The organism is Fundicoccus culcitae (assembly GCF_024661895.1).
Lineage (GTDB): Bacteria > Bacillota > Bacilli > Lactobacillales > Aerococcaceae > Fundicoccus_A > Fundicoccus_A culcitae.
In genome coordinates this window covers 2362604-2385631 of record NZ_CP102453.1, presented here as the reverse complement: position 1 = coordinate 2385631, position 23028 = coordinate 2362604, and the positions used below count along the sequence as shown (strand labels likewise).

21 protein-coding genes are annotated in these 23028 nt (G+C 41.4%); 11 read left to right on the top strand and 10 right to left on the bottom strand.

Features of this window, described 5'->3' with window-relative positions; translation table 11 throughout:
- Positions 1 to 248: 248 nt before the first annotated feature.
- On the bottom strand, positions 249 to 734 hold the full coding sequence (locus NRE15_RS10810; protein WP_313792892.1) for a peroxiredoxin: 486 nt from the start codon (positions 732 to 734) through the stop codon (positions 249 to 251).
- A 170-nt stretch (positions 735 to 904) separates the two neighbouring features.
- On the opposite strand from NRE15_RS10810, the gene NRE15_RS10805 reads away from it, so the two are divergent.
- Positions 905 to 1381, top strand: coding sequence for a PepSY domain-containing protein (locus NRE15_RS10805; protein ID WP_313792891.1), 477 nt, complete (start codon positions 905 to 907; stop codon positions 1379 to 1381).
- A 64-nt stretch (positions 1382 to 1445) separates the two neighbouring features.
- Here NRE15_RS10805 and NRE15_RS10800 read toward each other — a convergent pair whose 3' ends face one another.
- From NRE15_RS10800 to cysK, 3 genes are all read right to left on the bottom strand, one after another.
- Positions 1446 to 1745: a type II toxin-antitoxin system RelB/DinJ family antitoxin gene (locus tag NRE15_RS10800; RefSeq protein ID WP_313792890.1), complete on the bottom strand. Its 300-nt coding sequence runs from the start codon at positions 1743 to 1745 to the stop codon at positions 1446 to 1448.
- A 226-nt stretch (positions 1746 to 1971) separates the two neighbouring features.
- Entirely contained in the window at positions 1972 to 2526 is a 555-nt protein-coding gene (gene epsC, locus NRE15_RS10795; protein ID WP_313792889.1) for a serine O-acetyltransferase EpsC, read from the bottom strand.
- Positions 2510 to 3430, bottom strand: a complete 921-nt coding sequence (gene cysK / locus NRE15_RS10790) for a cysteine synthase A (protein ID WP_313792888.1) — start codon at positions 3428 to 3430, stop codon at positions 2510 to 2512. The genes epsC and cysK overlap by 17 nt, the downstream gene beginning before the upstream one ends.
- A 600-nt stretch (positions 3431 to 4030) precedes the next feature.
- Between cysK and NRE15_RS10785 the strand changes: the two genes are divergently transcribed.
- From NRE15_RS10785 to NRE15_RS10765, 5 genes are all read left to right on the top strand, one after another.
- The gene (locus NRE15_RS10785; RefSeq protein WP_313792887.1) at positions 4031 to 5794 is read left to right on the top strand and encodes a DUF4153 domain-containing protein; all 1764 of its coding nucleotides are present in this window, start codon (positions 4031 to 4033) and stop codon (positions 5792 to 5794) included.
- A gap of 305 nt (positions 5795 to 6099) precedes the next feature.
- Positions 6100 to 7128 carry an extracellular solute-binding protein gene (locus NRE15_RS10780; RefSeq protein ID WP_313792886.1) on the top strand — a complete coding sequence of 343 codons (1029 nt, stop codon included), beginning with the start codon at positions 6100 to 6102 and terminating at the stop codon, positions 7126 to 7128.
- 23 nt (positions 7129 to 7151) lie between these two features.
- Complete coding sequence (locus NRE15_RS10775; protein WP_313792885.1) at positions 7152 to 8009, top strand: sugar phosphate isomerase/epimerase family protein; 858 nt, start codon at positions 7152 to 7154, stop codon at positions 8007 to 8009.
- Between the two features lie 31 nt (positions 8010 to 8040).
- Entirely contained in the window at positions 8041 to 9057 is a 1017-nt protein-coding gene (locus NRE15_RS10770; RefSeq protein ID WP_313792884.1) for an ABC transporter ATP-binding protein, read from the top strand.
- Between the two features lies 1 nt (position 9058).
- Positions 9059 to 10762 (top strand): ABC transporter permease, encoded by a 1704-nt coding sequence (locus NRE15_RS10765; protein ID WP_313792883.1) that lies wholly within the window; start codon positions 9059 to 9061, stop codon positions 10760 to 10762.
- Between the two features lie 570 nt (positions 10763 to 11332).
- Here the strand turns inward: NRE15_RS10765 and NRE15_RS10760 are convergent.
- Positions 11333 to 12076, bottom strand: a complete 744-nt coding sequence (locus tag NRE15_RS10760; protein ID WP_313792882.1) for an MBL fold metallo-hydrolase — start codon at positions 12074 to 12076, stop codon at positions 11333 to 11335.
- Positions 12077 to 12220: 144 nt separating this feature from the next.
- Here NRE15_RS10760 and surE point away from each other — a divergent pair, with 144 nt between their 5' ends.
- Genes surE through NRE15_RS10740 form a run of 4 tightly spaced genes read left to right on the top strand, consistent with a single transcriptional unit; the run spans position 12221 to position 16795 of the window.
- Positions 12221 to 13003, top strand: coding sequence for a 5'/3'-nucleotidase SurE (surE, locus tag NRE15_RS10755; protein WP_313794990.1), 783 nt, complete (start codon positions 12221 to 12223; stop codon positions 13001 to 13003).
- Complete coding sequence (locus tag NRE15_RS10750; protein ID WP_313792881.1) at positions 13000 to 14019, top strand: ABC transporter substrate-binding protein; 1020 nt, start codon at positions 13000 to 13002, stop codon at positions 14017 to 14019. Before surE ends, NRE15_RS10750 begins: the two co-directional genes overlap by 4 nt.
- Before the next feature lie 11 nt (positions 14020 to 14030).
- Positions 14031 to 15761, top strand: coding sequence for an ABC transporter permease (locus NRE15_RS10745; protein ID WP_313792880.1), 1731 nt, complete (start codon positions 14031 to 14033; stop codon positions 15759 to 15761).
- Positions 15758 to 16795 (top strand): ABC transporter ATP-binding protein, encoded by a 1038-nt coding sequence (locus NRE15_RS10740; RefSeq protein ID WP_313792879.1) that lies wholly within the window; start codon positions 15758 to 15760, stop codon positions 16793 to 16795. The genes NRE15_RS10745 and NRE15_RS10740 overlap by 4 nt, the downstream gene beginning before the upstream one ends.
- Before the next feature lie 903 nt (positions 16796 to 17698).
- Here NRE15_RS10740 and NRE15_RS10735 read toward each other — a convergent pair.
- The 3 genes from NRE15_RS10735 to NRE15_RS10725 all read right to left on the bottom strand — a co-directional run bounded on the left by NRE15_RS10735 (position 17699) and on the right by NRE15_RS10725 (position 18940).
- Entirely contained in the window at positions 17699 to 18010 is a 312-nt protein-coding gene (locus tag NRE15_RS10735) for a YciI family protein (protein WP_313792878.1), read from the bottom strand.
- A gap of 10 nt (positions 18011 to 18020) precedes the next feature.
- Positions 18021 to 18374, bottom strand: a complete 354-nt coding sequence (locus NRE15_RS10730) for an antibiotic biosynthesis monooxygenase family protein (RefSeq protein WP_313792877.1) — start codon at positions 18372 to 18374, stop codon at positions 18021 to 18023.
- 74 nt (positions 18375 to 18448) lie between these two features.
- Complete coding sequence (locus NRE15_RS10725; protein WP_313792876.1) at positions 18449 to 18940, bottom strand: GNAT family N-acetyltransferase; 492 nt, start codon at positions 18938 to 18940, stop codon at positions 18449 to 18451.
- Between the two features lie 93 nt (positions 18941 to 19033).
- On the opposite strand from NRE15_RS10725, the gene NRE15_RS10720 reads away from it, so the two are divergent.
- Positions 19034 to 19519 (top strand): nucleoside deaminase, encoded by a 486-nt coding sequence (locus tag NRE15_RS10720; RefSeq protein WP_313792875.1) that lies wholly within the window; start codon positions 19034 to 19036, stop codon positions 19517 to 19519.
- A 98-nt stretch (positions 19520 to 19617) separates the two neighbouring features.
- Here the strand turns inward: NRE15_RS10720 and NRE15_RS10715 are convergent, their stop codons facing one another.
- Both NRE15_RS10715 and NRE15_RS10710 read right to left on the bottom strand, forming a co-directional pair.
- On the bottom strand, positions 19618 to 21045 hold the full coding sequence (locus NRE15_RS10715) for a hypothetical protein (protein WP_313792874.1): 1428 nt from the start codon (positions 21043 to 21045) through the stop codon (positions 19618 to 19620).
- 159 nt (positions 21046 to 21204) lie between these two features.
- Positions 21205 to 22761: a PucR family transcriptional regulator gene (locus NRE15_RS10710; protein ID WP_313792873.1), complete on the bottom strand. Its 1557-nt coding sequence runs from the start codon at positions 22759 to 22761 to the stop codon at positions 21205 to 21207.
- Positions 22762 to 23028: the final 267 nt, after the last annotated feature.

Genomic DNA, 23028 nt, shown 5'->3' with positions numbered 1-23028 from the left:
ATGGCGGAGTTGTCGCGCGCCTAGGGAGCGTGAGACAAATTATGGCGGAGTTGTCGCGCGCCTAGGGAGCGCGAGACAAATTTATTGGAATGGCGTGTGCTTAGGGAGCGCGGGTCATCCCGATTTTCCGAAGGCACGCGCTCTCGCAACGCGGGTCATCCCGATTTTCAGAAGGCACGCGCTTCATGTAATATAAAAAAGCCTGCAGCAATATTCGTTGCTGCAGGCTTTTAGCAGTGATATTTACTTTAGAGGGTCTCGGCGGCTTGTAGGGCGAGGTCGTAATTGGGTTCGTCGCGCATATCGGGCACGATTTCGATGTAGTGGATTTTCGAATTTTCATCGACCACTAGGACGGTGCGCGCAAGCTTGCCATTTTCTTCCATCAACAGACCGGATGCATCGCTAAAATGATGCTTTTGATCGGATAAGTAAGTCATATCGACGTTATTGGCTTGGCACCAGTTGACAATGTCGTCAGGGGAGTTGGTACTCAGCGTAAGAATTGGGTAGTCTTTTTCTTTGGCAATGGCGTTGAAGCGGTTGGTTTGAATGCTGCAGGTTTTGGTATTGATGTCGGGCACAATACTAATCACGGTTGTCCCTTTAACAAAATCCGCCAACTGAACGGGTTGATGATCACGATCAACGAGCTCAACATTGGGTAGGTTATCCCCAACCGCTAACGTTTGCCCCACTAAATGAATCACTTGGTCGCCTCTTTTAATTTCCATGTTGCACCTCTTGTCATTATTTTTCTTAATGTATTTATTGTAGCGATTTTCAGGGGGCTTGTCATTTTTAAGGATTTATTGAGTCTCATACGCGCAGGCTGTTTACTCATCCTATTTTATGGTATAATTATATTGAAAGATAAATAAATCACGGATAGGAGGCGGAAAACATGACACATGTATTCGAAGACCAGTTAGGCATCATCTCTGTCGCAGCTGCTATTGACACCTTTTTGACCCAGTATCCGAACAACGACATCAATAAATTGCAAATCGAATATGAAGGACCCTTTATAAAATATGACATGGTTGGTAATGATGGCACTTACCGTCACACCCTTGAAATCAATGCGCAAACCGGCGCGACCATGAAGCAGCACCAAAAGCCTCTTAAAACCAAAGACCAGGATCCTATTCGCCGCCAAAGCAAAGCCTTGAATCTGACCAACCTCCTGCCCCTTGCGGAAATTAACCAGTTGGCCTTAAATAATGCCCAGGTCGGCCAAGCCTTCCAATGGGAAATGGACCGCGCTGGTCAACGCACCGTTTGGAAAGTGGAAATGGCTGACCCCAGCGGAACAGACATTACCGAAGTTAAAGTTGACGCCCAAGACGGAACAATTGTCCAAATGAAATTAAAAACCTAAATAAATATCTCTGCAAAAAAGACGTTACTACCCCTGGAAATCTGGGGAGAGTAACGTCTTTTAATTAGATTGTATTATTATACTCCTGTTTCAACTCTTCTAATACTCGTTCAACAGGTGTAACTTTTCCTTCTAAATAAGATTTCAAGCCCTTATCAATTTCTTGATAAATTGATTCTTTACTTAAAGTATTGTTGTTATCTCGATGTTTCACTTCGAAAGGCAGCCCCTGTTGCTCAATAATTTGACGGTAAAAAATATTAATTGCCGTCGATGCCGAGAGCCCCAAATCATTTAGAATCTCTTCTGCTTGATTTTTAATTTCTGGTTGAATCCTCACATTTAAATTAACTGTTTTACTCATTGATGCACACCTCCATACAATAATTGTAACACATCGTAATGACAACGTCCATTCGTTTTCTGTTTGCTGAAAACTAAAAAAGACGTTACTGCCCCTTGAAATCTGGGGAGCAACGTCTTTTAATAAATTATATTGCTCATAATCCTATCTAAGCATGCTTTATAAGTTTTTCCGAGTCAAAAAAACATCCAACATCATCTTAACGACATTGAATGTTCAGGGATATTTATTTAAACGGTTCAGAATCTCGCAAGATAATCCTTGCCGGAACGCCTACAGCGGTGGCGTAAGCGGGTACGTCTTTCAAGACGACGGCTCCAGCGCCAATTTTGGCATGGTGACCAATCGTGATGTCGCCCAACAACGTGGCGTTGGTGCCAATTTCCACATCGTGTTCGATGGTGGGGTGGCGTTTGACACCTTTTTCCTTGCCTGTGCCGCCCAAGGTGACACCGTGGAAAATTTTCACTCGGTCTCCGACCACTGCTGTTTCACCAATCACCACGCCCATACCATGATCGATGAAAATATTGTTGCCTAACTTGGCGCCAGCATGAATTTCAATACCCGTCTCGGTTCGCGAGGCTTCCGAGACTTTTCTAGCCTCATACAGTTTGCCTTCTAAATACAATTGGTGGGCTTGTCTATGGTTCATCACGGCTTTGAAGCCAGGGTATAAGTCGATGACTTCCTCAACGCTCGTTGCTGCAGGATCATTTTCATAAATGTACTGGGCAAGATCTTGGGGGTTTTCACGGTGATATTTATTCGGTTTGTCCATTTCCAAATAACCCGGAAGATAAGTAGCGTTCCCCGCTATCTGGGAAAACGACGACGACCTTCTTGCCTTTCCCAAGCTTTTTAGCCAGTTTTAGGGCTCCAACATAATTAGCGCCAGAAGAAAAGCCGGCTAAAATCCCTTGTGTTTTTGCTAATTCAACAGCTGTGTCAATCGCTTCATCGTTTGTGACGGTTTCGATGTGGTCAATGACAGAGCGGTCCAAAATTTCAGGCACAAAGTTGGCTCCTAGGCCTTGAATTTTGTGGGGGCCTGCTTCACCTTTCGTTAATAAAGGCGACGCCGCTGGTTCAACTGCCCAAATGACTGTTTCAGGATTGTTGGCTTTTAACGCGCGACCCACACCTGAAACCGTCCCGCCGGTGCCAATTCCTGCTAAGAAGCCATCCACATCGGGCAAATCAGCCAAAATTTCGCGTGCGGTTGTTTCTTCATGCGATGTCACATTGGCTTCGTTAGTGAATTGTCCGAAAATCGGCGCGTTGTGTTCTTTGGCAATTTCTTCCGCTTTTTCACCGGCCAAACTCATTCCACCCGCCGCTGGCGTTAAAACAAGTTCCGCCCCATAGGCTTGCATCAACATTCTTCGTTCCACACTCATGGAGTCGGGCATGACGATAATCACTTTAATGCCCAGGGCGGCGCCAACCATGGCGAGCCCGACCCCCGTATTTCCTGATGTCGATTCTACAATCGTTCCGCCGGGTTTCAATACACCCTTATCCATCAAATCTTGAATAATATATTTCACAGGGCGGTCTTTCACCGACCCACTCGGATTGTTTTTTTCCAACTTCACATAAATATCGGCATAACTCTCATCAAGTCCATTAATTTTAACCATCGGTGTATAACCAATGGCGTCTACCACATTATTAAATATCATTGCAAATCCTCCTGTTTAGTTAATCAAATATATATTAGAATGATACCACCGATTGCCGTTGATGTCAATCAAAACCCCTTGGTGGGTGGCGATTTTCTTGTTCGGTTGATTCTGTTAGGGGGTAGATGGGGGCTGGTTTAATAAATTGGAACAGAATTTTTCACTTGATTGAGTAAGTGGGAAGTAATAAGCTGTCTTTCAATGCTCATCTAAGTTAATATCACATGGAAATATCTGAGTGAAAATAACATTTTTCATTGACCACTTACTTTTTACCGGATTTTGAACTGAATAGGCTAACCTTCTTACCCTGGTCTTTTCCTAATCAAGCAGATGACCGATTAAGGCTATTCTGTCTTTTGCTAATCGAGCAGATGACCGATTAGCTTTATTCGGTCATGAAATTAGGTTTTTGATGACCGATTAGCTTTATTCAACCCCCTTTCACTTCCCGCTTACTTTTGGTTACACTCTCTATCCGCTTGCCCCTGCGCACCCCCTCACCGCCATCCATAAAAATTGACCAAAACCTGAAACCGCTTTATACTCAAGGTAGAAGAGGTATTTACTTTAGGTTTGGCCTTTGAAAGGGGTGGTATCATGCGCTTTACAGATCGAGTGAGACAAAGTTTCACCAACTTTAGTCAGTCTTTCAGTCGCTTTCCGTTAACGTCTATACTTTTGGTCGCCGCAACAATTATGAATGCTTTGAATATTGAAAACGCTCAGGAATCTTATATGCGGTTCATTGTGACCTTCATTGTTGGCGCCATGTTAGCCGCCGTTGCCCAAATCATTTTTGAACGTTTCTTTACTGCCCAAGCCAATCGGCGTTATGCACTGATGGCAGCCGCCGTTCTTTTGACCGTTGCCTATTATTTCATCTTGGCGCCCCTGTCCGTTTATAATATTGAATTTCCAATCAAAACGAGCGTGATTCTATTCGCCCTACTCATTGCCTTTATTTGGATCCCAACCATCAACAACTCACTTGCCTTTCACCAAAACCTGCTCGCCGTTATAAAAGCCATCTTCACCTCCATGCTTTTCGCCGCCATCCTGACCCTCGGCTTTTTGGCCATTTATTCGGCCATAGACAATTTGCTTTTCCGCTTAGACGACCGCGTGATTTCGCACCTGGTTAATATTATCTGGATTCTGTTCGCGCCCATTTACGCCCTTTCACTCATCCCGACCTACCGCACCGACGCCGACACACACGCCTTTAGCGTCCCGCGCTTCTTTGAAGTACTGTTGACCAACATTATCATTCCGCTCACCTTAATTTACACCCTCATCCTAATTGCTTATATCCTAATAAATATCACCGGTCAATTTTGGAGCGACAACCTCCTTGAGCCCCTGCTCGTTTCCTATGCCATCATCAGCCTTATCGTCTACCTACTATCCTTTAACCTTTCCAATAAATATCTGATCATTTATCGACGTTGGTTTCCGAAAATCTTATTACCGATTGTCTTATTTCAAACCATCGCATCCATTTTACGTATTCAAGAAGTTGGCTTAACACATGGGCGTTACTTTGTTATCTTGTTCGGCGTCTTTTCAACGCTAGCAGCAGTGATATTTAGTTTCAATAAAGAAAAATGGCATGGTTTGAGTGCGGTGATTCTATTGATTTTATCAGTGATTTCCATCGTGCCCCCGCTCGACGCCTTTACGTTGAGTCGCACGGACCATATGAATCGACTGGAAGCTGTTTTGGAGTCTAATGAGATGTTGGTGGGTGATCAGGTGGTGGCTAAAAACAATATTTCCGGGGAAGATAAAGTGCTTATTACGGAGCTGGTTTCCTATATTGATCAAATGGGCTATCCGAATCACTTTTTACCCGACGATTTTGATCTTTATCGCGACTTTGATGACGTCTTTGGTTTTGACCGAGCCTATGACCTTTCCGCGTTTGAGATGGATATGACCCAAGAAAATGCCTTTTGGGATTGGGCAGAGCACCCCAGTATTAATATAGAAGGTTTTGATACCTTCCTACCTCTATACATTTACACTCAGGACGAGGCAGACGAGGCATTGGATCCGATTATTTTTGAGCACGCTGATGCTATCTATCACATTGAGCAAACCTTTAATAACAACGACTACTTACAGTTAGCCATTGTTGACCCAAGCGGGCAAACTTTGTTGACCTATGATACCCAAGTATTGTTTGATACCATCTTTGGTGAAGACTATGTACAGGATCCACTTGGCAATGTGTTGACGCCGGAGGCTGCTACTTTTGTCGTTGAAAACGATGAGATCCGCCTACAAATTGTGGTGATGTACCTCAGTCGTACAGAGGATTATGAGGATGGAGGGGTCTATTTGTTGGTAGAGTTTAAGTAGGGGTAATGATGACTGACGGGTAATGTTGCTTGAACGCAACATTACCCGTTTTTTTACGTTATATTGTTTTTAATATAATAACGATGATTTTTATCAAAAGCTATCTGACTTTTATACTGACTGTTATTCTCTTTGCACACGACTGTTAATATCAGTATTTACACAATATTTACTTTTTGAATTTTCATTGTAAAAATAACGTAAAAATGTTAATTTACCTATTTTTTACAAGTAATTAACAATCGCTAAGTATACTGTCAATATGGGTTTTATCACTCATAATTAATCTAAGGGAGCTAATTTTCATGAAAAAATTTGCTAAGTTTTTAAGTGTCGCAGCATTATCAATGAGCTTATTTGCTGGTCAAAGTGTTAGTGCTCAAGAAACAACAGACATTATCGTTTACTCACCACACGGAATTGAATTGTTAACCGAAATCAAAAATAAATTCGAAGCAGAAAACGAAGGCATTAATGTGATTATTCAAGACATCGGTGGTGCAGAAGCTTTACAAAGAATCATTGCTGAAGCACAAAACCCTCAAGCCAACATCTTATATGGTGGTCCGACTAGTTATTTCTATAATTTAAAAAATCAAGATTTATTAGTTCCTTATGAAGTAGCTTGGGCTGAAAATGTGGATGCTTCTTACATCGGTGAAGACAATGCTTTTGCTGTTCCTATGGTTTCTCCTACTACTTTTGGTATTAATACTGAATCTGGTGTTGAAATGCCAACTTCTTGGTTAGAATTAGCTGATGAAAAATATAACGATTCAATCATTACAGCTAGCGCTGGATCAGCAGCTACATCTACTTCTTTAGCTGTTATTGCAAGCAAATTTGATGCAGAAGGTACTTTAGATACAGAAGGTAAGGCTTGGTTTGAAGCCTTTAATGAAAATGTTATCGAACGTCCAGCAGGTGATATTCAAAAAGATAAAATTATGAATAACACTGACGGAGCTGCTGTGAGTCTGTTTGTTATTCCTACTTGGGAAAACTACATCGCTGAAGGCGGACCGTTAGAATATAGTTTAACGCCTGAAGAAGGAATCATTGAAATTCAAGATGCGGCCGCAATTATTGCTGGTACTGAACAAGACGAAGCTAAATTAGCTGCTTCTCAAGCATTTATGGACTTCATCGGTTCATATGATACTCAATTATTCTTAGCTGATACATTTAACCGTGTTCCAACTGACCCTCAAGCACGTCAAGATACTTCAAAAGAATGGATGTCACAAGAATATGAAGTATTCCCAGTCGACTGGATTGAATTAACTGATAACTACGATGAATACATGGATAAAATTTACAACGAATGGTTCTAAGCCAATAAAAGGAGACAATTTGCATGGATTTCTTATACCAATTTAGATTTGGTTTAGATATTGAAAAACTAGAAAGCTATGCAGATTATTTACTTGGAAATAATATCTTTAAAGGGATTGAGATAAGCGCCAATCCCTTTAATGAATTTGACGAGTATTTAGTCGATTATTTCAAAGTTTTACGTAAAGTCATAAATAAATATCAACCCATCGTCACTGCTCATTTACCAGTATTAGATTATGGTAATCGTAATCAAGAAGTTGTTGACCTCATGATTGATATTTTAAAAAGATCAATTGCCGATACACGTGAATTCGGTATTAAACAATATGTTTTACATGCCGCTACAACTGGTAATCAAGATTTAAGCGACCGCATCGATTTACCTGAACACAAACTAATCTATGACATTGCGATGAGTCGTCGCAAAGAAGTTTACGACCGTTCAATAAGCGTGATCAAAGAATTAGCCGTTTTTACCGATAAGTTAGATTACGACACACATATTGGTATTGAAAATGTTCTTTTAGATGTTGAAGTGGTTTATAGTCCTGAAGATCAAATAAATATCATTGAATTAGCCAATCACCCTAAAATAAATGCCGTCTATGATGTCGGTCATGCAAATCGTGCCAAACAAAATTTACAAACATTCCCAAGTGACATCGCTACTCACCTAGGACACATTCATATTAATGATAATGATGGGCTTTGTGATTTACACGCTTTACCTGGTACGCTAAATAAAGGGATGGATTATGAACTCGTATTTAATAGTTTAAAACAAGCAAATTATGATGGCACAATGTTGATTGAAGCCTTTTATGAAAACAAAGAATCTTTAGTTGACGCTAAAGAGCATCTAGAAAAATTTATGTAATTTATCGTACATAGAAAGTTGGTTGGAATCGATGTTAGAGTTAATCAATGTTTCCAAAACATTCGGGTCATCTAAAGTCTTAAAAGATATCAATTTACAATTAGAGAATGGGAAATTATATACTTTTTTAGGACCATCAGGGTGTGGGAAAACAACAACCTTACGTATTATTGCTGGTTTAGAAAATTCTGATAAGGGATCGCAAATTCTTTTTAATGGGGAAGATATTACTAATAAAGAAAGTTCAAAACGTGGCATTGGATTTGTGTTTCAAAACTACGCTCTCTTTCCTCATTTAACTGCCTATGAAAATATTATTTATGGCTTAAAAGTGCAAAAACTTTCAAAAGAAGAGATTGCTAAGAGAGCCGATGACATCATTGGTATTTCACGGCTAGATGAACATAAGCATAAACAAATAGGTCAACTTTCAGGAGGTCAGCAGCAGCGCGTAGCCATTGCCCGTTCATTGGTTTTACACCCTAATATTCTCCTATTAGATGAACCAATGTCTAACCTGGATGCGGAACTAAAAGAGTCCATGTTAGAATCATTAATGGATATTCAAAAAAGTCTAGATGTCACGACTATTTACGTGACCCACGATCAAAAAGAAGCCCTCTTAATTAGTGATGAAATCATTGTTTTTAATGATGGAAATATTTCTCAAAAAGGAACCAACCTTGATATTTATAGAAACCCTTCGAATACATTTGTGGCTAATTTTATTGGGGATAACAACATTCTCCTAAAAAGTGAATGGGAAGACATTATCAAACAAAAATTACCTTTTACAGAGAAATTTGTTGGCTTACGTAATGAACATATTGCCATCAAGGAGAAACCATCAAGTCATAAATTACAAGGCATTCTAAAAAGAAAAAGACTTTATGGTCCTTATGCTTCAATCATGCTTGAAATAGCAGGTAAATATAACCTGGAAGCTTTTATTTCTGGTGATGACATTGAAACAATAGGTAACATTGAACTTGATAGTTTCGTCGATTTCTATATTGATGCCAGTAAATTCCAAGGATTGCGTGATTAATATGAAGAATAACGTCATTAATATGAAGAATAAATGGTTGCTATTTTTGTTTATTCCAATTTTATATTTATTTGTTGCGTTTTTAGTTATTCCTTCAATCACAACCTTTGTCGAGAGTTTCACGACTAATGAAGGTGAATTTACTTTTCGATGGTTAGAGTTAATGTTTACCAACGACAAGTACGGGGAATACATACTAAACACATTGGGATTAGGTTTTGCGACGGTTATTGTCTGTGGTATTGTAGGCTTTTCTTTAGCCTTCGCCTTTAACTTTTATGATTTTAATGGAAAGTTCATTGGTAAAATCATCGCCTTACTACCTATTTGTTTACCGGGAACCCTCTTTGTTTATGCTTGCGTTAATATATTCGGTCCTACAGGCGTTTTAGGCAATATTCTTACTGCTATAACCGGGAGTGAAGAACAATTATATTCCTTTACTGGTTTTTGGCCGATTCTTTTAATTCACGCGCTATCACAATACATTAATTTTTATGTCATTATTAGTTACGGCTTAACAAAAATTGATAAAAGCCAAATGGAAAGTAGTATTATACTGGGAGCTAGTAAATTTAAAGTCTTTAAAGATTCATTCTTTATCCCTTTACTGCCATCCATTGCTAGTGCAGCGGGGTTAACTTTAATCGGTGGCATGGGATCGTATGCAGCACCTTCAATGATTGGTGGTAGTTTTATTACTTTGACGGTTGGAATTAACACGGCAAGACAATCTGGTAATTTACACATTTCTTCCATGTTATCCATCATTAGTTCATTGTTAGTTATTATTTCTTTGATTCTCATTGAGTATTTTAGTCGGAAACGTACGACAACACTATCCGTAAAATACACACCCTTTACAACTTATAGATTTAAGAGTAAAGTTGCCCATAACTTATTCACCCTATATATTTGGTTGCTTATTATTGTGCTAATGTTGCCAATCATTTTCGTGGTTTTATTCTCATTTTTCCCACCAAAAAGTTCTGGAACATTTACGCTGGATAACTTTACCTTATCTGGTTTCTCAAATATCTGGAACTATGGCGATATCGTTGACAGTTTAAAATATACCTTTGAACAGTCATTCATTGTGGCCATCATTACGGTTATTATTGCTTTAGTGCTTGCTTTGATTTCCCTTAGAACGAATTGGAAATTCAAAAGCCTTGCCAATGGGATGGCACATTTCCCAACCTTCATTTCTGATGTTGGCTATGCCATTGCGGTTATTGTAACATTCAACGTTCCTCAATGGTTTGTTGGTAATCAAGCGCTCTATGGTGACTATTCGTTATTAATCATTATTCTCGCATTATTATCCGTAACCTTGGCTTATAAAAATTTTTACTCAGCAATTCAACGAATTAGCACGGATTTGGATGAAGCTTCCTCCATGTTGGGTGCTAGTGAATTTTACACCATGCGAAAAGTTATTTTCCCAATTATAACACCGATATTTATTTCGACTTTTATTATCACTATGATCTATAAACTCCAAGAATATACGATTAACGCTTTTATCGGACCGATTGGTAATAGTAATATTGCGATGTTGATTCGATCCCTTGGATCTCAGGAGAACGATAAATCGAATATGACTTGGGTCTTGGGAACTATCGTCTTGGTAATCGTCATCTTCCTATTGGTAATTTATAATAAATTCTCGAATACAAACGATTCACAGCAAGTTCAAGAATGATGATTTTTTAAACCAAAAAACCCGTAAGCATCTCAGAAATTCCGAGATATTTACGGGTTTTACCTCTTTCATAATTACCCAACAACGACAATAAAGAATAAGTTACTCAAAATGGAACCAATTGTAACAGGGTCGCGCTCACAACAAACACTCCTATATGTGTGCGCCCAGGGCAGCGCTCACAACAAGCGCTCCTATATGTGTGCGCCCAGGGCAGCGCTCACAACAAGCGTTCCAATATGTGTGCGCCTAGTACCGCGCTCACAACAAACGCTCCTATTTGTGTGCGCCTAGTACCGCGCTCACAACAAACACTCCTATATGTGTGCGCTCAGGGTCGCGCTCACAACAAACACTCCTATATGTGTGCGCTCAGGGCCGCGCTCACAACAAGCGCCCCAATATGTGTGCGCTCAGTACCGCGCTCACAACAAACACTCCTATATGTGTGCGCCTGCCCAGGGCCGCGCTCACAACAAGCGCCCCAATATGTGTGCGCTCAGTACCGCGCTCACAACAAACGCTCCAATATGTGTGCGCCTGCCCAGCGCCGCGCTCACAACAACTCACTCACCTAAACTTCCACCACCCAACCTCACTCGCCAGCAAGACTTGGCCACTAAACTCCGCCTTAGCTTCCTGCCGCATCGCTTCAAAATTGCCGTCGGAAGGCAAGTGGGTCAGCACTAACTTACCGACACCCGCCGCAGCGGCCAAACGTCCCGCCTCTCCGGCACTCATATGTCCTCTCCCAACAGAATGCACACTTCCTTCAAAGTTGGTGGCTTCGCATAGAAACACGTCGGCGCCGGCAACAAAGTCGACCAAGCCTTCTTCAAAGTAAGCTGTGTCAGCGGAATAGACAAACACGCGCTCCGAACGATCTACCACCTTGACCGCATAACATGGAACGGTATGTTGCACCTCCAAAAAACTCACTTTAGCGCCTAAAATCGCATATTCCCGCGCAGCATCAATTTCTTCCCAGTGCGCCTCTTGACTTTGCAAAGCATCCCAGAAAACCCGTGGCTCCCCCGCAGCCAATACCGGCAAAGGCTCCGCCACCCAACCGTTACGCAAAGCGCGGTTAAAGCCGTACTGTAAGATTCCGACGTCGGCAATGTGATCAAAGTGTAGGTGTGACAGGATGAGATAGCGAACTTTGTGGAAAGCCATCCGCCGCGACAGCTCACTCATCACCCCGCTACCACAATCCAGCATCAAGACACCTTGGTCTAAATGCAACAGATAACCTGACGTTGCCCCACCACGTTCGGGGGTTCCACCCCAAAAACCCAACACTTCTAATCGCATCCTGTGTCCACACCCTTTCCTTAATTAGCTAATCCTATCAAAAATCAGGCGATTTTGCATTTACATTATCTTAACTTGAATTAAACAAGAAATTTACATTCGCTTGTTAAACTAGTTGAGTAGGAAATCTTTTAGTTTTTGGAGGTGCTCTCAATAAGACAATTTTTAGTTACGAATGATGATGGGGTGAATGCTCAAGGGATTAAAGTTTTAACCAACGTCCTCAGCCAATTCGGTCAGGTAACCGTGGTTGCCCCTGATAGGGAACGTAGCGGACATGGACATTCGATTACGACCAAGACGCCCTTAAGGGCGGCAAAATTATCGCACAACGACACGGTCACGGTTTACAGTGTCGACGGTACGCCGGTGGACTGCCTCAAATGGGGGCTAGAAACCTTATTTGCAGACAAGCAACCTGACCTCGTTTTGTCGGGCATCAACCATGGCGCCAACGTGGGGCAGGATGTCTTTTATTCCGGCACGATTGGAGCGGCGCGCGAAGCCATTCTTTACGGCTTACCGGCCATTGCTTTATCGGCTGCCCGCGACGCTGACGAGCGCATCCATTATGATTGGGTCGCCGAAATTCTCGGTCGCTACATCCAACCCCTACTTGAAATTTCTTTACCCCGTCAAACCCTTTTAAATGTAAATATCCCTGGTACTCAGCCGGTTGATGTTAAAGGCATCCAAGTGGTTGAGATGGATGTTGAGGCCAAACGCTTTGATATCATTAAAGACAGCGACTCCAGAGGCAGTGATATTTATTGGATGAAGAGTCTTTTTAATGTGGAAGGTAAGGCACAAAGTCAGGATTTACAAGCAGTCAAAGAGGGCTTTGTGACGGTGTCGCCGGTGTCTGTGGGTTCTGCAAATGTTGAAGTATTAAACAATATAGAAAAACAAATGGAGGCTTTATCATGAAAAAATTTGTAAAACGTCTAGCGGTTACTAGTTTACTATTAAGCTCAATTTTAGCAACCAATGTGGCGGTTTCGGCCCAAGAAGTCAACGAATCACTTGAAGGCGAAATTGAATTTTATACATCACAACCAGACGTGGATGCTGAACAATTAGTGGCTGCTTACAATGAATTATTCCCAAATGTAACAGTAAATATCTTCCGTTCTGGAACCGAAGAAGTTGTTAGCAAAATCAATGCAGAAGCAACCGCGGGTGAAGTGTTAGCCGACGTGATTTTATTAGCGGATGCCGTAACCTTTGAATCGTTCAAAGAGCAAGATATGTTATTAGAATATGCTTCACCTGAAGCCGAAGCGATTGATCCGGCTTTTGTGGATGCCGATAACTTCTATGCGGGAACTAAAATTATGACAACGGGGATTGTTTACAATACGGACAACGTTGAAGAAGCCCCTACTTCATGGTCTGCTTTAACCGACGAAGCCAATGCTGAACAAGTCGTTATGCCTAGCCCCTTATATTCTGGTGCGGCTGCTTACAACTTAGGCGTGTTAACACGTTCTGAAGGTTTTGGTTGGGAATTTTATGAAGCTTTACAAGCCAATAGCCCAATGATTACTGAAGGTAATGGTGCCGTGGTTGAAAACGTGGCTTCTGGTCAAATGAGTTATGGTATGATCGTGGATTACTTGGCTATCCGTGCGATGAACAATGGTTCGCCTGTGGCCTTTGTTTATCCTGAAGAAGGTGTGCCGGTTATTACTGAACCCATCGGTATTATGAGCGCCACTCAAGAAGTTGAAATTGCTCAAACCTTTGTTGACTTTGTTTTATCTGAAGCGGGTCAACAATTACAAGCTGATTTAGGTTATGCACCGATCCGTAATGGGGTTGAAGCACCTGAAGGGTTACGTACTGCTGAAGAGTTAGATACTGTTTTATCAGCTGATATGAATGAATTATTCCAAAATCGTGATGCTGACAAACAACAATTTGATGATTTATTTGCCCAATAAGAGCTTTCATTATGACGATGAATCACTCAAATAAGCAGAGGAAACCGCAGCTTCATGCGGTTTCCTCTCTTCCTTTTATGCGAAAGCTAGTTGTGGCGGTTGTGGTTGTGTTGGTGTTCTTTTTCTTTATCCTGCCTACTTTGCGCCTGGCATTAATGAGTGTGATGGGTGAGGATGGTTTTACCCTTAGTTTTTTCCAGGATATTCTGTCATCCAAGCGCACCTGGAATGTTTTGCGCAATACCTTAGTGATGATTTTAGGCTCCATGACGGTCGCGACGATTTTAGGCGTGCTGTTTGCTTGGATTGTCGCTTACACGGATATTCGCTTTAAAAAACTAATTCAATTATTAATTTTGTTGCCGTTTGTCATTCCCTCCTATGTGCTATCGCTAGCCTGGGTACAATTTTTCGGATTCAACGGCACTCTGCAACGCTTTTTTGAATTATTTATGGACCATGTGCCCAGCTGGAATTTATATAGTATGTCGGGCATCATTGCGGTCATGGGGATTTCGACTTTTCCCTTGGTCTATCTTTTTACAATAAATACCTTTCGGCAAATACCGCGCGAGGATGAATTTGCAGCCCGCATTTCGGGGGCGTCGACTTGGCAGACTTTTAGAAAAATTACCGTGCCGATGGCCTTGCCGGGCATTGTCGGGGGCATGTTCATTGCCTTTTTAAGTAGTTTAGACAATTTTGGGATTCCGGCCTTTTTAGGTACCCCAGCAAATATCTCTGTCTTAACCACTTATATTTATCAACAAGTCATCGGTTTTGGAGTGACCGCTTTTAATCGGGCCGCGGTTTTGTCTGTCATTCTTGGCTTGATTGCGGTTGTCGGCATGCTGCTACAATGGTTTGCTTTGCGTCGTTCGCGGCGGTTAGAAACGGGAACGATTGACTACGAGCCGCGGGTGTTTCTAGGTAAGAAGCGGATTGTGGTAGAGATATTTATTTTTGGGTTTTTTGCCCTTACTACGGTTTTGCCTTTGATTTCCATGATTATGACGCCGTTTTTGCGGGCGTATGGTTTGAGTTTTACGCCGGAGAATTTGACGCTGGATAATTATCGGTTTATTTTGACCAGCCCGTCGACGACAGATGCGATTGGGGTGAGTTTGCGGTTGGCCGGGGTGACGGCTTTGGTGACGCTGGTGCTTGGAACGGCGATTGCTTATTATCGGGTGCGAAAAAACACGCGGTTATCGCAGGCTTTGGAGTTGGCGGTGACTTTGCCTTACGCTTTGCCCGGAACGGTTTTTGCCCTATCGATGATTTTTGCTTGGATGCAACCTTTACCGGGCTGGTTTCCGGGGATTTATGGGTCGATGACGATTTTGTACATCGCTTATATGACGCGTTTTCTGATTTTGCAGGTGCGGTCGGGGATTTCGGCCTTTCAGCAAATTGACCCTTCGGTGGAAGAAGCCGCCCGGGTGGGCGGTACCAATGGCTTTGGCAAGTGGCGGCGGATTTTGTTGCCCTTAATTACGCCGACCGTCATTGGCGGATCCTTGTTAGTCTTTTTGAGCGCTTTAACAGAATTGACGGTGTCTTCCTTGTTGTATTCTTCCAATTCGGAAACCATCGGCGTGTCCATTTTGAGTTTCCAACAATCGGGCTATACCTTGTATTCAACGGCTTTTTCCAGTTTAATCGTCATCTTGATTATCGGGGCCTATGGATTGTTGCTGTTGTTTCAATGGATGTGGAATAGAAAGGTCGTGAATAAATGAGTACAAATGTTGTTGATGTGACTAAAAAGTTTGGCGATTTCCAAGCGCTGTATGATATTAATTTAGCGATTGAAGATGGCGAGTTTATTGCGATCCTCGGTCCTTCCGGTTGCGGGAAAACGACGCTTTTGAGGATGTTGGCCGGCTTTGAGTCCCCAACTTCTGGGACCATTGAAATAAATAACACTGCCGTCGCCGATGCTTCCTTTTCCGTTCCCCCTGAAAAACGCGACGTGTCGATGGTCTTCCAAGGCTTTGCTTTATGGCCGCACATGACGGTCGCTGACCACATTAAATTCCCCTTGCGCTACGACCAGTTTGCTGCTTATGAGTTGAAGCAAAACATGTCTCAGCGCGTGGGGGATGTGTTGGAGATTATTAATTTGCAGGATAAGGGCGAGGCCTACCCCCATGAATTATCGGGCGGGCAAAAACAACGGGTGTCTTTAGGGCGCGCGATTGCGACCGAACCGCAATTGTTGTTGATGGATGAACCTTTAAGTGCTCTGGATGCTGAGTTGCGGATTGAGATGCGTCGTGAAATTCAGCGTTTGCATCAAATTACCGGCGCTACGATTGTTTACGTGACCCACGACCAAGGGGAAGCCTTGGCCATGGCTGACCGAATTGTCGTGATGAACAAGGGGCGGATTGAACAGGTGGGAACGCCTGAAGATATCTTCTATCGCCCTGAAACCGAATTTGTGGCGACGTTTGTGAGCAAAGCCAATATTTTTAGAGGTTGGTGGGAAGGCGATGCTTTTCATGTGGCAGACAGTTCGGTGGTGTTAGCCAATGTTGGTACAACAGACGCTTTGAAGGCTAGCGGGATTTATGCCTTACGGCCAGACCAAATTGAGTTAACCGACGTTGCCCTTAACGACTTGACGGCTGAAGTCTTGACCCGCCAGTTCCAAGGTAAGGAATACCATTACTCCTTGAATCTAAATGGCCAAACAATCCTTGTCCAACGACCCTTTACCGATGTTTATGAGGTTGGCGAACGCGTAGGCTTGCGGGCTGTCGCGGGGTAGGCTTGTGGGCTTGGAGCGCGGGACTTCGTTTTGGCGGGAAGGCACGCGGGGTGTAGGCGCGGGACTTCGTTTTGTTGGGAAGGCACGCGGGGTGTGGGCGCGGGAAGTGAGCGAACGTTAAATAAAGCTAATCGGTCACCAAATACCTGATTTCGTGACCGAATAAGGCTAATCGGTCACCAAGCACCTGATTTCATGACCGAATAGCCTAATTTGTAGTTTATTTAATAGCACACTTTTCCTGCTCAGGGTCGCGCTCACAACAAACGCCTCAATATGTGTGCGCCCCCCATCGCGCTCACAACAAACGCCTCAATATGTGTGCGCCCAGGGTCACGCTCACAACAAACACTCCAATATGTGTGCGCCCAGGGTCGCGCTCACAACAAATGCTCCAATATGTGTGCGCCCATGTAAGTGAGAATGATGGTTCTTCACTTCCCACTTACGCTGCACCAGCGCACGACAATTTCGACTTAATTTGTCTCGCGACGAAATAGCGCACGACAATTTCAATCTAATTTGTCTCGCGGTGGGTAAGTCCGTAGGATAATTCATTTCCTACTTACGGGGTAGGTGGAGACTTTTATATTAATTTTAAATTGGGCTATTCTGACGTGAAACTAGTTAGCAAACGTTAGATTGGCTTTTTTCGATTTTTTTTCGCTTGGCGCTCATAGAAAATACGTCGGAAACACTTAGAAAAATGGACAGAATAGACTTACTCTGGCCAAAACCAAACAAAATTTGGACAGAACCGAGATTAAAAGCCCTCAAATTGTCAAACCAAACCAAGCACTCAGAAAATATCTACCCTTATTAAATCTCTAATTGCTCAAATCACTAACCCATCCCTCATCAGGTAGCTATTACGATTACACCTAACTAACCATTTCCATCCTTTCACTTACTTAACGCAACCCTATAAGGAAATAACTCCGCCGTCATAATCCCTTCGGCTACAGCTGGGTCACTTTGCATGATAGCCACAGCTGACGCTTCATCTTCAACTTCCAATATAACTATCCCAAAAGACTTCTCATCCAGCCCCTGAGTTTTCCCCGCTAAAACCAACTTACCTTCAGCAAGCAACGCCTCCAATCTCGAAAAATGTCTCCCCACAATCTGCTCCTCAAGTTCGGTCCAGTTCCCCTCATTTAACAAAGCCGGGATTAATTTCAAAACGTATATAAATTGTTCCTTATTTGTCGACATAAAGCCCTCCTCAATTCTCTCCAAAAATAAATACATTGCTATCCGCCGGCGCTTCCCTCCTATCATCATCGCCATAAGATCTAATGGAGGACAACACGCTTATCTGATAACTTTCAAAAATTGAATCCCGCCCTACTCGCTGACTCAATCGATGTTCCACCTGATTCCGCCACGTATTCACCGCCTCTTCACTTTCCCACAAAGAAAGACTAAGCAACTTGTTCTCAGTCGCCAGACTCTGGAAACGCTCCGAGCGAACAAACCCCTTCACCTTATTAAGTTCTCCCTTCAAATCACTTACAATCCTAAGGTAATTATCCATACAGTTAGCCTTGATAACCACTTCGAAAACAACATAAATCACACCTCTCAACCCCCTTTAAATAAATATCTGTATTAAATTTACTTTTTCTAAGTACTCCCTTCCAATCATTTAACTCACAACTCCCTCACCAAATTATACCAAACCTCACCCGCATGCTCCGACGCTGACACGCCTTCATTCACATAGCCGTTCTTCTCATAAAATCCAATCAAGTCCGCCAAACACGTCAACGTGATTCCCTCACGCCCCGCCAACCGTGCCCGCCGTTCCACTTCCCCCAACAACCCACTGGCAACGCCCGCTCCAGCGAACTCCGGCGCCACCGCTACACTCAACAAACTCACAAACCCGCCACTCACCGGGTTTGCCTCGATCTTTTCAAACAACTCATCAAATAAATACCGCTGCTCCACTACCGGCCCAACTGCATACCCCAAAATCGCGCCATCGGCATTTACCGCCACCACAAAGGTATCCGGAATCAAAGCAATCCGCTCCTCCATCGCTGACCGCGATGCTGCCTCATCCGCCGTAAAGCCCGCCTGCTCAATTTCCATAATCCGATCTAAATCCTTCAACTCTGCTTCCCGATAATAAATATCCATGCCAACACTCCTTCTTCATTATTATATCAAATCCCCTTCCTTTGACCTACCATCCAACATCCGCTACTATAGGACTAAAAGGGGGCAAAACCTATGATTACCGAAAAAGATAAACCGTACTTACAACGTTGCATTGACTTAGCCTCAGAAGCCTTAGCTAAAGGGGACCAACCTTTCGGGTCAGTTTTAGTATCGAGAAACGGCGATATTTTATTTGAAGATCATAATCACATTGCAGAAGGTGACAATACCCAACATCCGGAATTCAACATTGTGCGCTGGGCAGGTCAGCACCTGTCTCCCGAGGAAAGAGCCCAAGCGACCGTTTATACATCGGGGGAACACTGCCCCATGTGCGCTGCTGCGCATGGTATGGCTGGCTTGGGACGCATTGTCTACGTCAGTTCAAGCCAACAACTGAATGAATGGCTTGACGAATTGGGCATCGAACGCACATCCCGTGTCATTAGTCGCCCTATTCAAGCCGTCATCACCGACACAGCCGTCGACGGACCCGTTCTAGAATGGGCTGACACGATGAAAGACTTGCATCGACGATATTATGAGCAAAAAGTATAGTCTACACACCAAAAAGCCATAGCCTGGGGAACGAGCTCCAGACTATGGCTTTAACAGGGATATTTATTTTTTAGTAAGGACGGTGTTAACAAAAGATCTTAATTAGAGCGACGCGGAATTGATTCAATATCGAAGGTTCTGTTTTCCAAATGCTTATTGTAAGGGAATGGAGCTATTGTTGCTCTTACTTTCTTTTGTTTCGAACCAACTTCACCCCAAACTATAATGACCTCATTTTCTTCTTTGATGAAGTCTTTCTTAATAACGCCAGCGGAAAGCATCGCTCTATGGTATGGACTTTGAGTACGTCCTCCACAATATCCGATTTCATTTCCATCTAAGTCCAATACTCTTAAAAACTCAAGCTCTGAACCACCATTTGCATAACTAAGGATTTGTGGGTTATCAATGCGATCATACATTTCTTCACCTTCACGGAATTGTGAAGCAAAAATGTCTACTACGTCGTCTGCATTCCATTTTAATGTACAAATATCACGATTATTTTCTTCTTTTTTCGCTAATAGCGCATCACGTCCATGGAAATTGCCCTTATTAAAATCTACTACTTTACCTAAGCCTATTTCAAATGGACTGACGAGTGTTTCACCTATGTTTTCCTCTCCAAGACTGCCATTGATTCTAAATGACATAACATTCTTCGCTAACGACCCATCAACTTGAGACTGCGTTTGAGCAAACTGAGCAAAATCAGTATCAGTCATTGTTCCAGGCATGAAGTGAAGCATCAGTTGTTGGCTTCCACCAGGTGTATGATTTAAAAAATATGATTTGCGTCCTAAGCGGCGAAGCCCATATTTTCTACCAATTTCCATAATTTTAAGATATATCTCTTGAGAATCTTCTACATTACAATACAATTCGTAACCTAAGCCATTTGACATTCCAAACCGAAGAACTTTTACTGGTTTTTCATCCACACTACTATCTTTAAATCTTATAAATTTAATATCGTGCAAGTCATCATTAGTCACTTCCTCTAATAACTCTAAACTACGAGGACCTTGTAGTTGGAAGAAAATTACTTTACCCGTCAAATCTTCATAATTGGCATCATAATTACCTTTTTGCCACAAATAGTCTATATACGGCGCAAACCCAAGCGCAAGAAATTCGTCTTCAGCATGACGTTGTAAAACACCATGGATAGCAATGTAACCTTCTGGTGTACATATGACACCGTGCTTACTAGAATTTAAAGGGAATTTATCAAAATTGTTAACAAAATTTTCTTTCAGAAATTTAACGGCTTCTGGCCCCTTGATCCTTATTGCGGACATAGGATTAAGACCTTCATGAATCGACGCAGTGTAATGCCATGACAAAGATTCATCACGCCAGTCAGTATACTCCGAAGGAGTGATAAAATCGTCATTACCTCTAATTTCGTAAATATACCCTCCATGTGTAAATGGCATATAAGGACTTGTATGCATCTGTTGATTAGAATTCAACTCCATTTGATCTGTTGGAATCAAATACTTATTCTCATAGTCTCTGTTCATTGCTTTTCCTCCTATAAATAAATTTAATTTGATCATTAATTATTGTAATTTCATGATAACAAAGCAAATTTTTAAGGTCTAGGTACAAACAATGAAAAATTATATGATAAAAAATATAGCGTTTGCACAATGAAAATGAAGTAAGGATATTCTACTTTTTCAATTGTGAACCTTCTGTTGATTATACTTATTCGTGGCCACTAGGCAAGAAACGTATAACATTAAAGCAGTATTCTCATTGACTGTTTTTAAATCTAAATTCAACAACTCCTCCAACTTCCTTAATCGAAAAATCAACGTATTGCGATGAATAAAAAGGGCATTTGCTGCTGCAGTCATACTGCGACCATGAACTAAGTACGCTTGTAAACTTTGTATAAAATCTTTCCCATTCTTATCAGATTCATAGAGATTTAAAATAATTGGGTTACACATACTAGCTAAATCAGTTTGTTCTTCAAGAATACTTAAAAAGTAATCTGTATACACTTCATCGAACGTATGAATCCGTTGATTTAAGTTTGAAAAGTTTCTAATAATACCACATTGTTGATAAGCATACTTTATATACTTGAAATTATGGAAATTCATACTTACTGCGCAATGGAGATTTGTTATTTCTAAAATACCTTGCAGTTGTTCACTATAATCTTTCGCTATACTTTCTTTATTATTATTATGAAAGATTGCTATAATACTATTATCATAAGAGAATACAAATGAACTCTTGGATAATCCTTTAATACGATTTTTTAGCATATTTAATATCGATTTGTCTAATACTTTATCATCTATAGGATAAAACACCAATAAAGAATATTCATCATCTACTTTCCAAGACCATTGCTGTAATAAATATGCAATCGAACGTTCTCCCATGTCGTAGCCTTTTATAATATTTTCGATAAAGAAGGTAGATAAATCTTGTTCTCCAGAAATCATTGAATAATTATTTTTCAAAGCCAGATTCAAAATGTCTTGTATGAAGTATATAATAGAAAGTTGGCCTTTTGTGAAATCACCATTAAAGTCGGTTGAAACTAAATAGCCAAAAGGTACACCTTCTCTAGGTATTCTTGCTGCCATCTGTATTTGACCCGGAAAAGTTAAATGACTTGTGAACAAAATAGGGGTGTTGTTTTCCGCAACTAATCGATTTAACTCAAAGTATTCTTCATTCTCCATAACATCATCAGTTACATATCCTTTTTCAAACGCTTCTTTCCAAGGAGAACCTTGCACATCTTCGGGGAATGTTTTCGACTTTACAACCACTGTATTATAACGATCACATAGTGCAATTGGATTGATAAGCATACTAGTTGAAATATCAAATATGGTTTGTAAATTTTCATTATTTGCCATGGACAACAATATACTTTTTTCCCAATCTTCATATTTTTCAAATATTTTAAGTAATTTTTCGAACACTGATTGTTCTGACAGATTTTCATTAAAAAATATGACATTTAATTTATTATTTCTAATATCAAATTTCGGCTCCCCTAAACACAATAATGAAATTGATTCATTTATATTTCCATACTCATTAATCTTTTCAGCTGTTGTTAAGTAAAGATACTCAGATTGCAACTTTTCAGGCTCTAACGGTAAATAACAAACGTTTCTAAGGTTTAAATCTAAATTTTCCGAAGCAATAATTTGACAATCATAATCCGATAATTCATCGTAAATGATATTGAGATTAAGTCTCATCTTAATACCTCCAAGTATTTGCTTATTTCAATTCTTTTCCATAAATCATACTATCCCATTTAAATTCTTCAGCTCATTCCCTTTAATAAATATCCCTGCCTAAATCCTTCAAGTATAAACTGTCTTATATTTTCATTATCTTATTATACCAAATCTCCTTCACAAAACATTATACATAAAGGTCTTTCATAAACGCTGATTATTTAAGAAGATGACATGTATAGTCTACACACCAAAAAGCCATAGCCTGGGAAACGAACGCCAGAC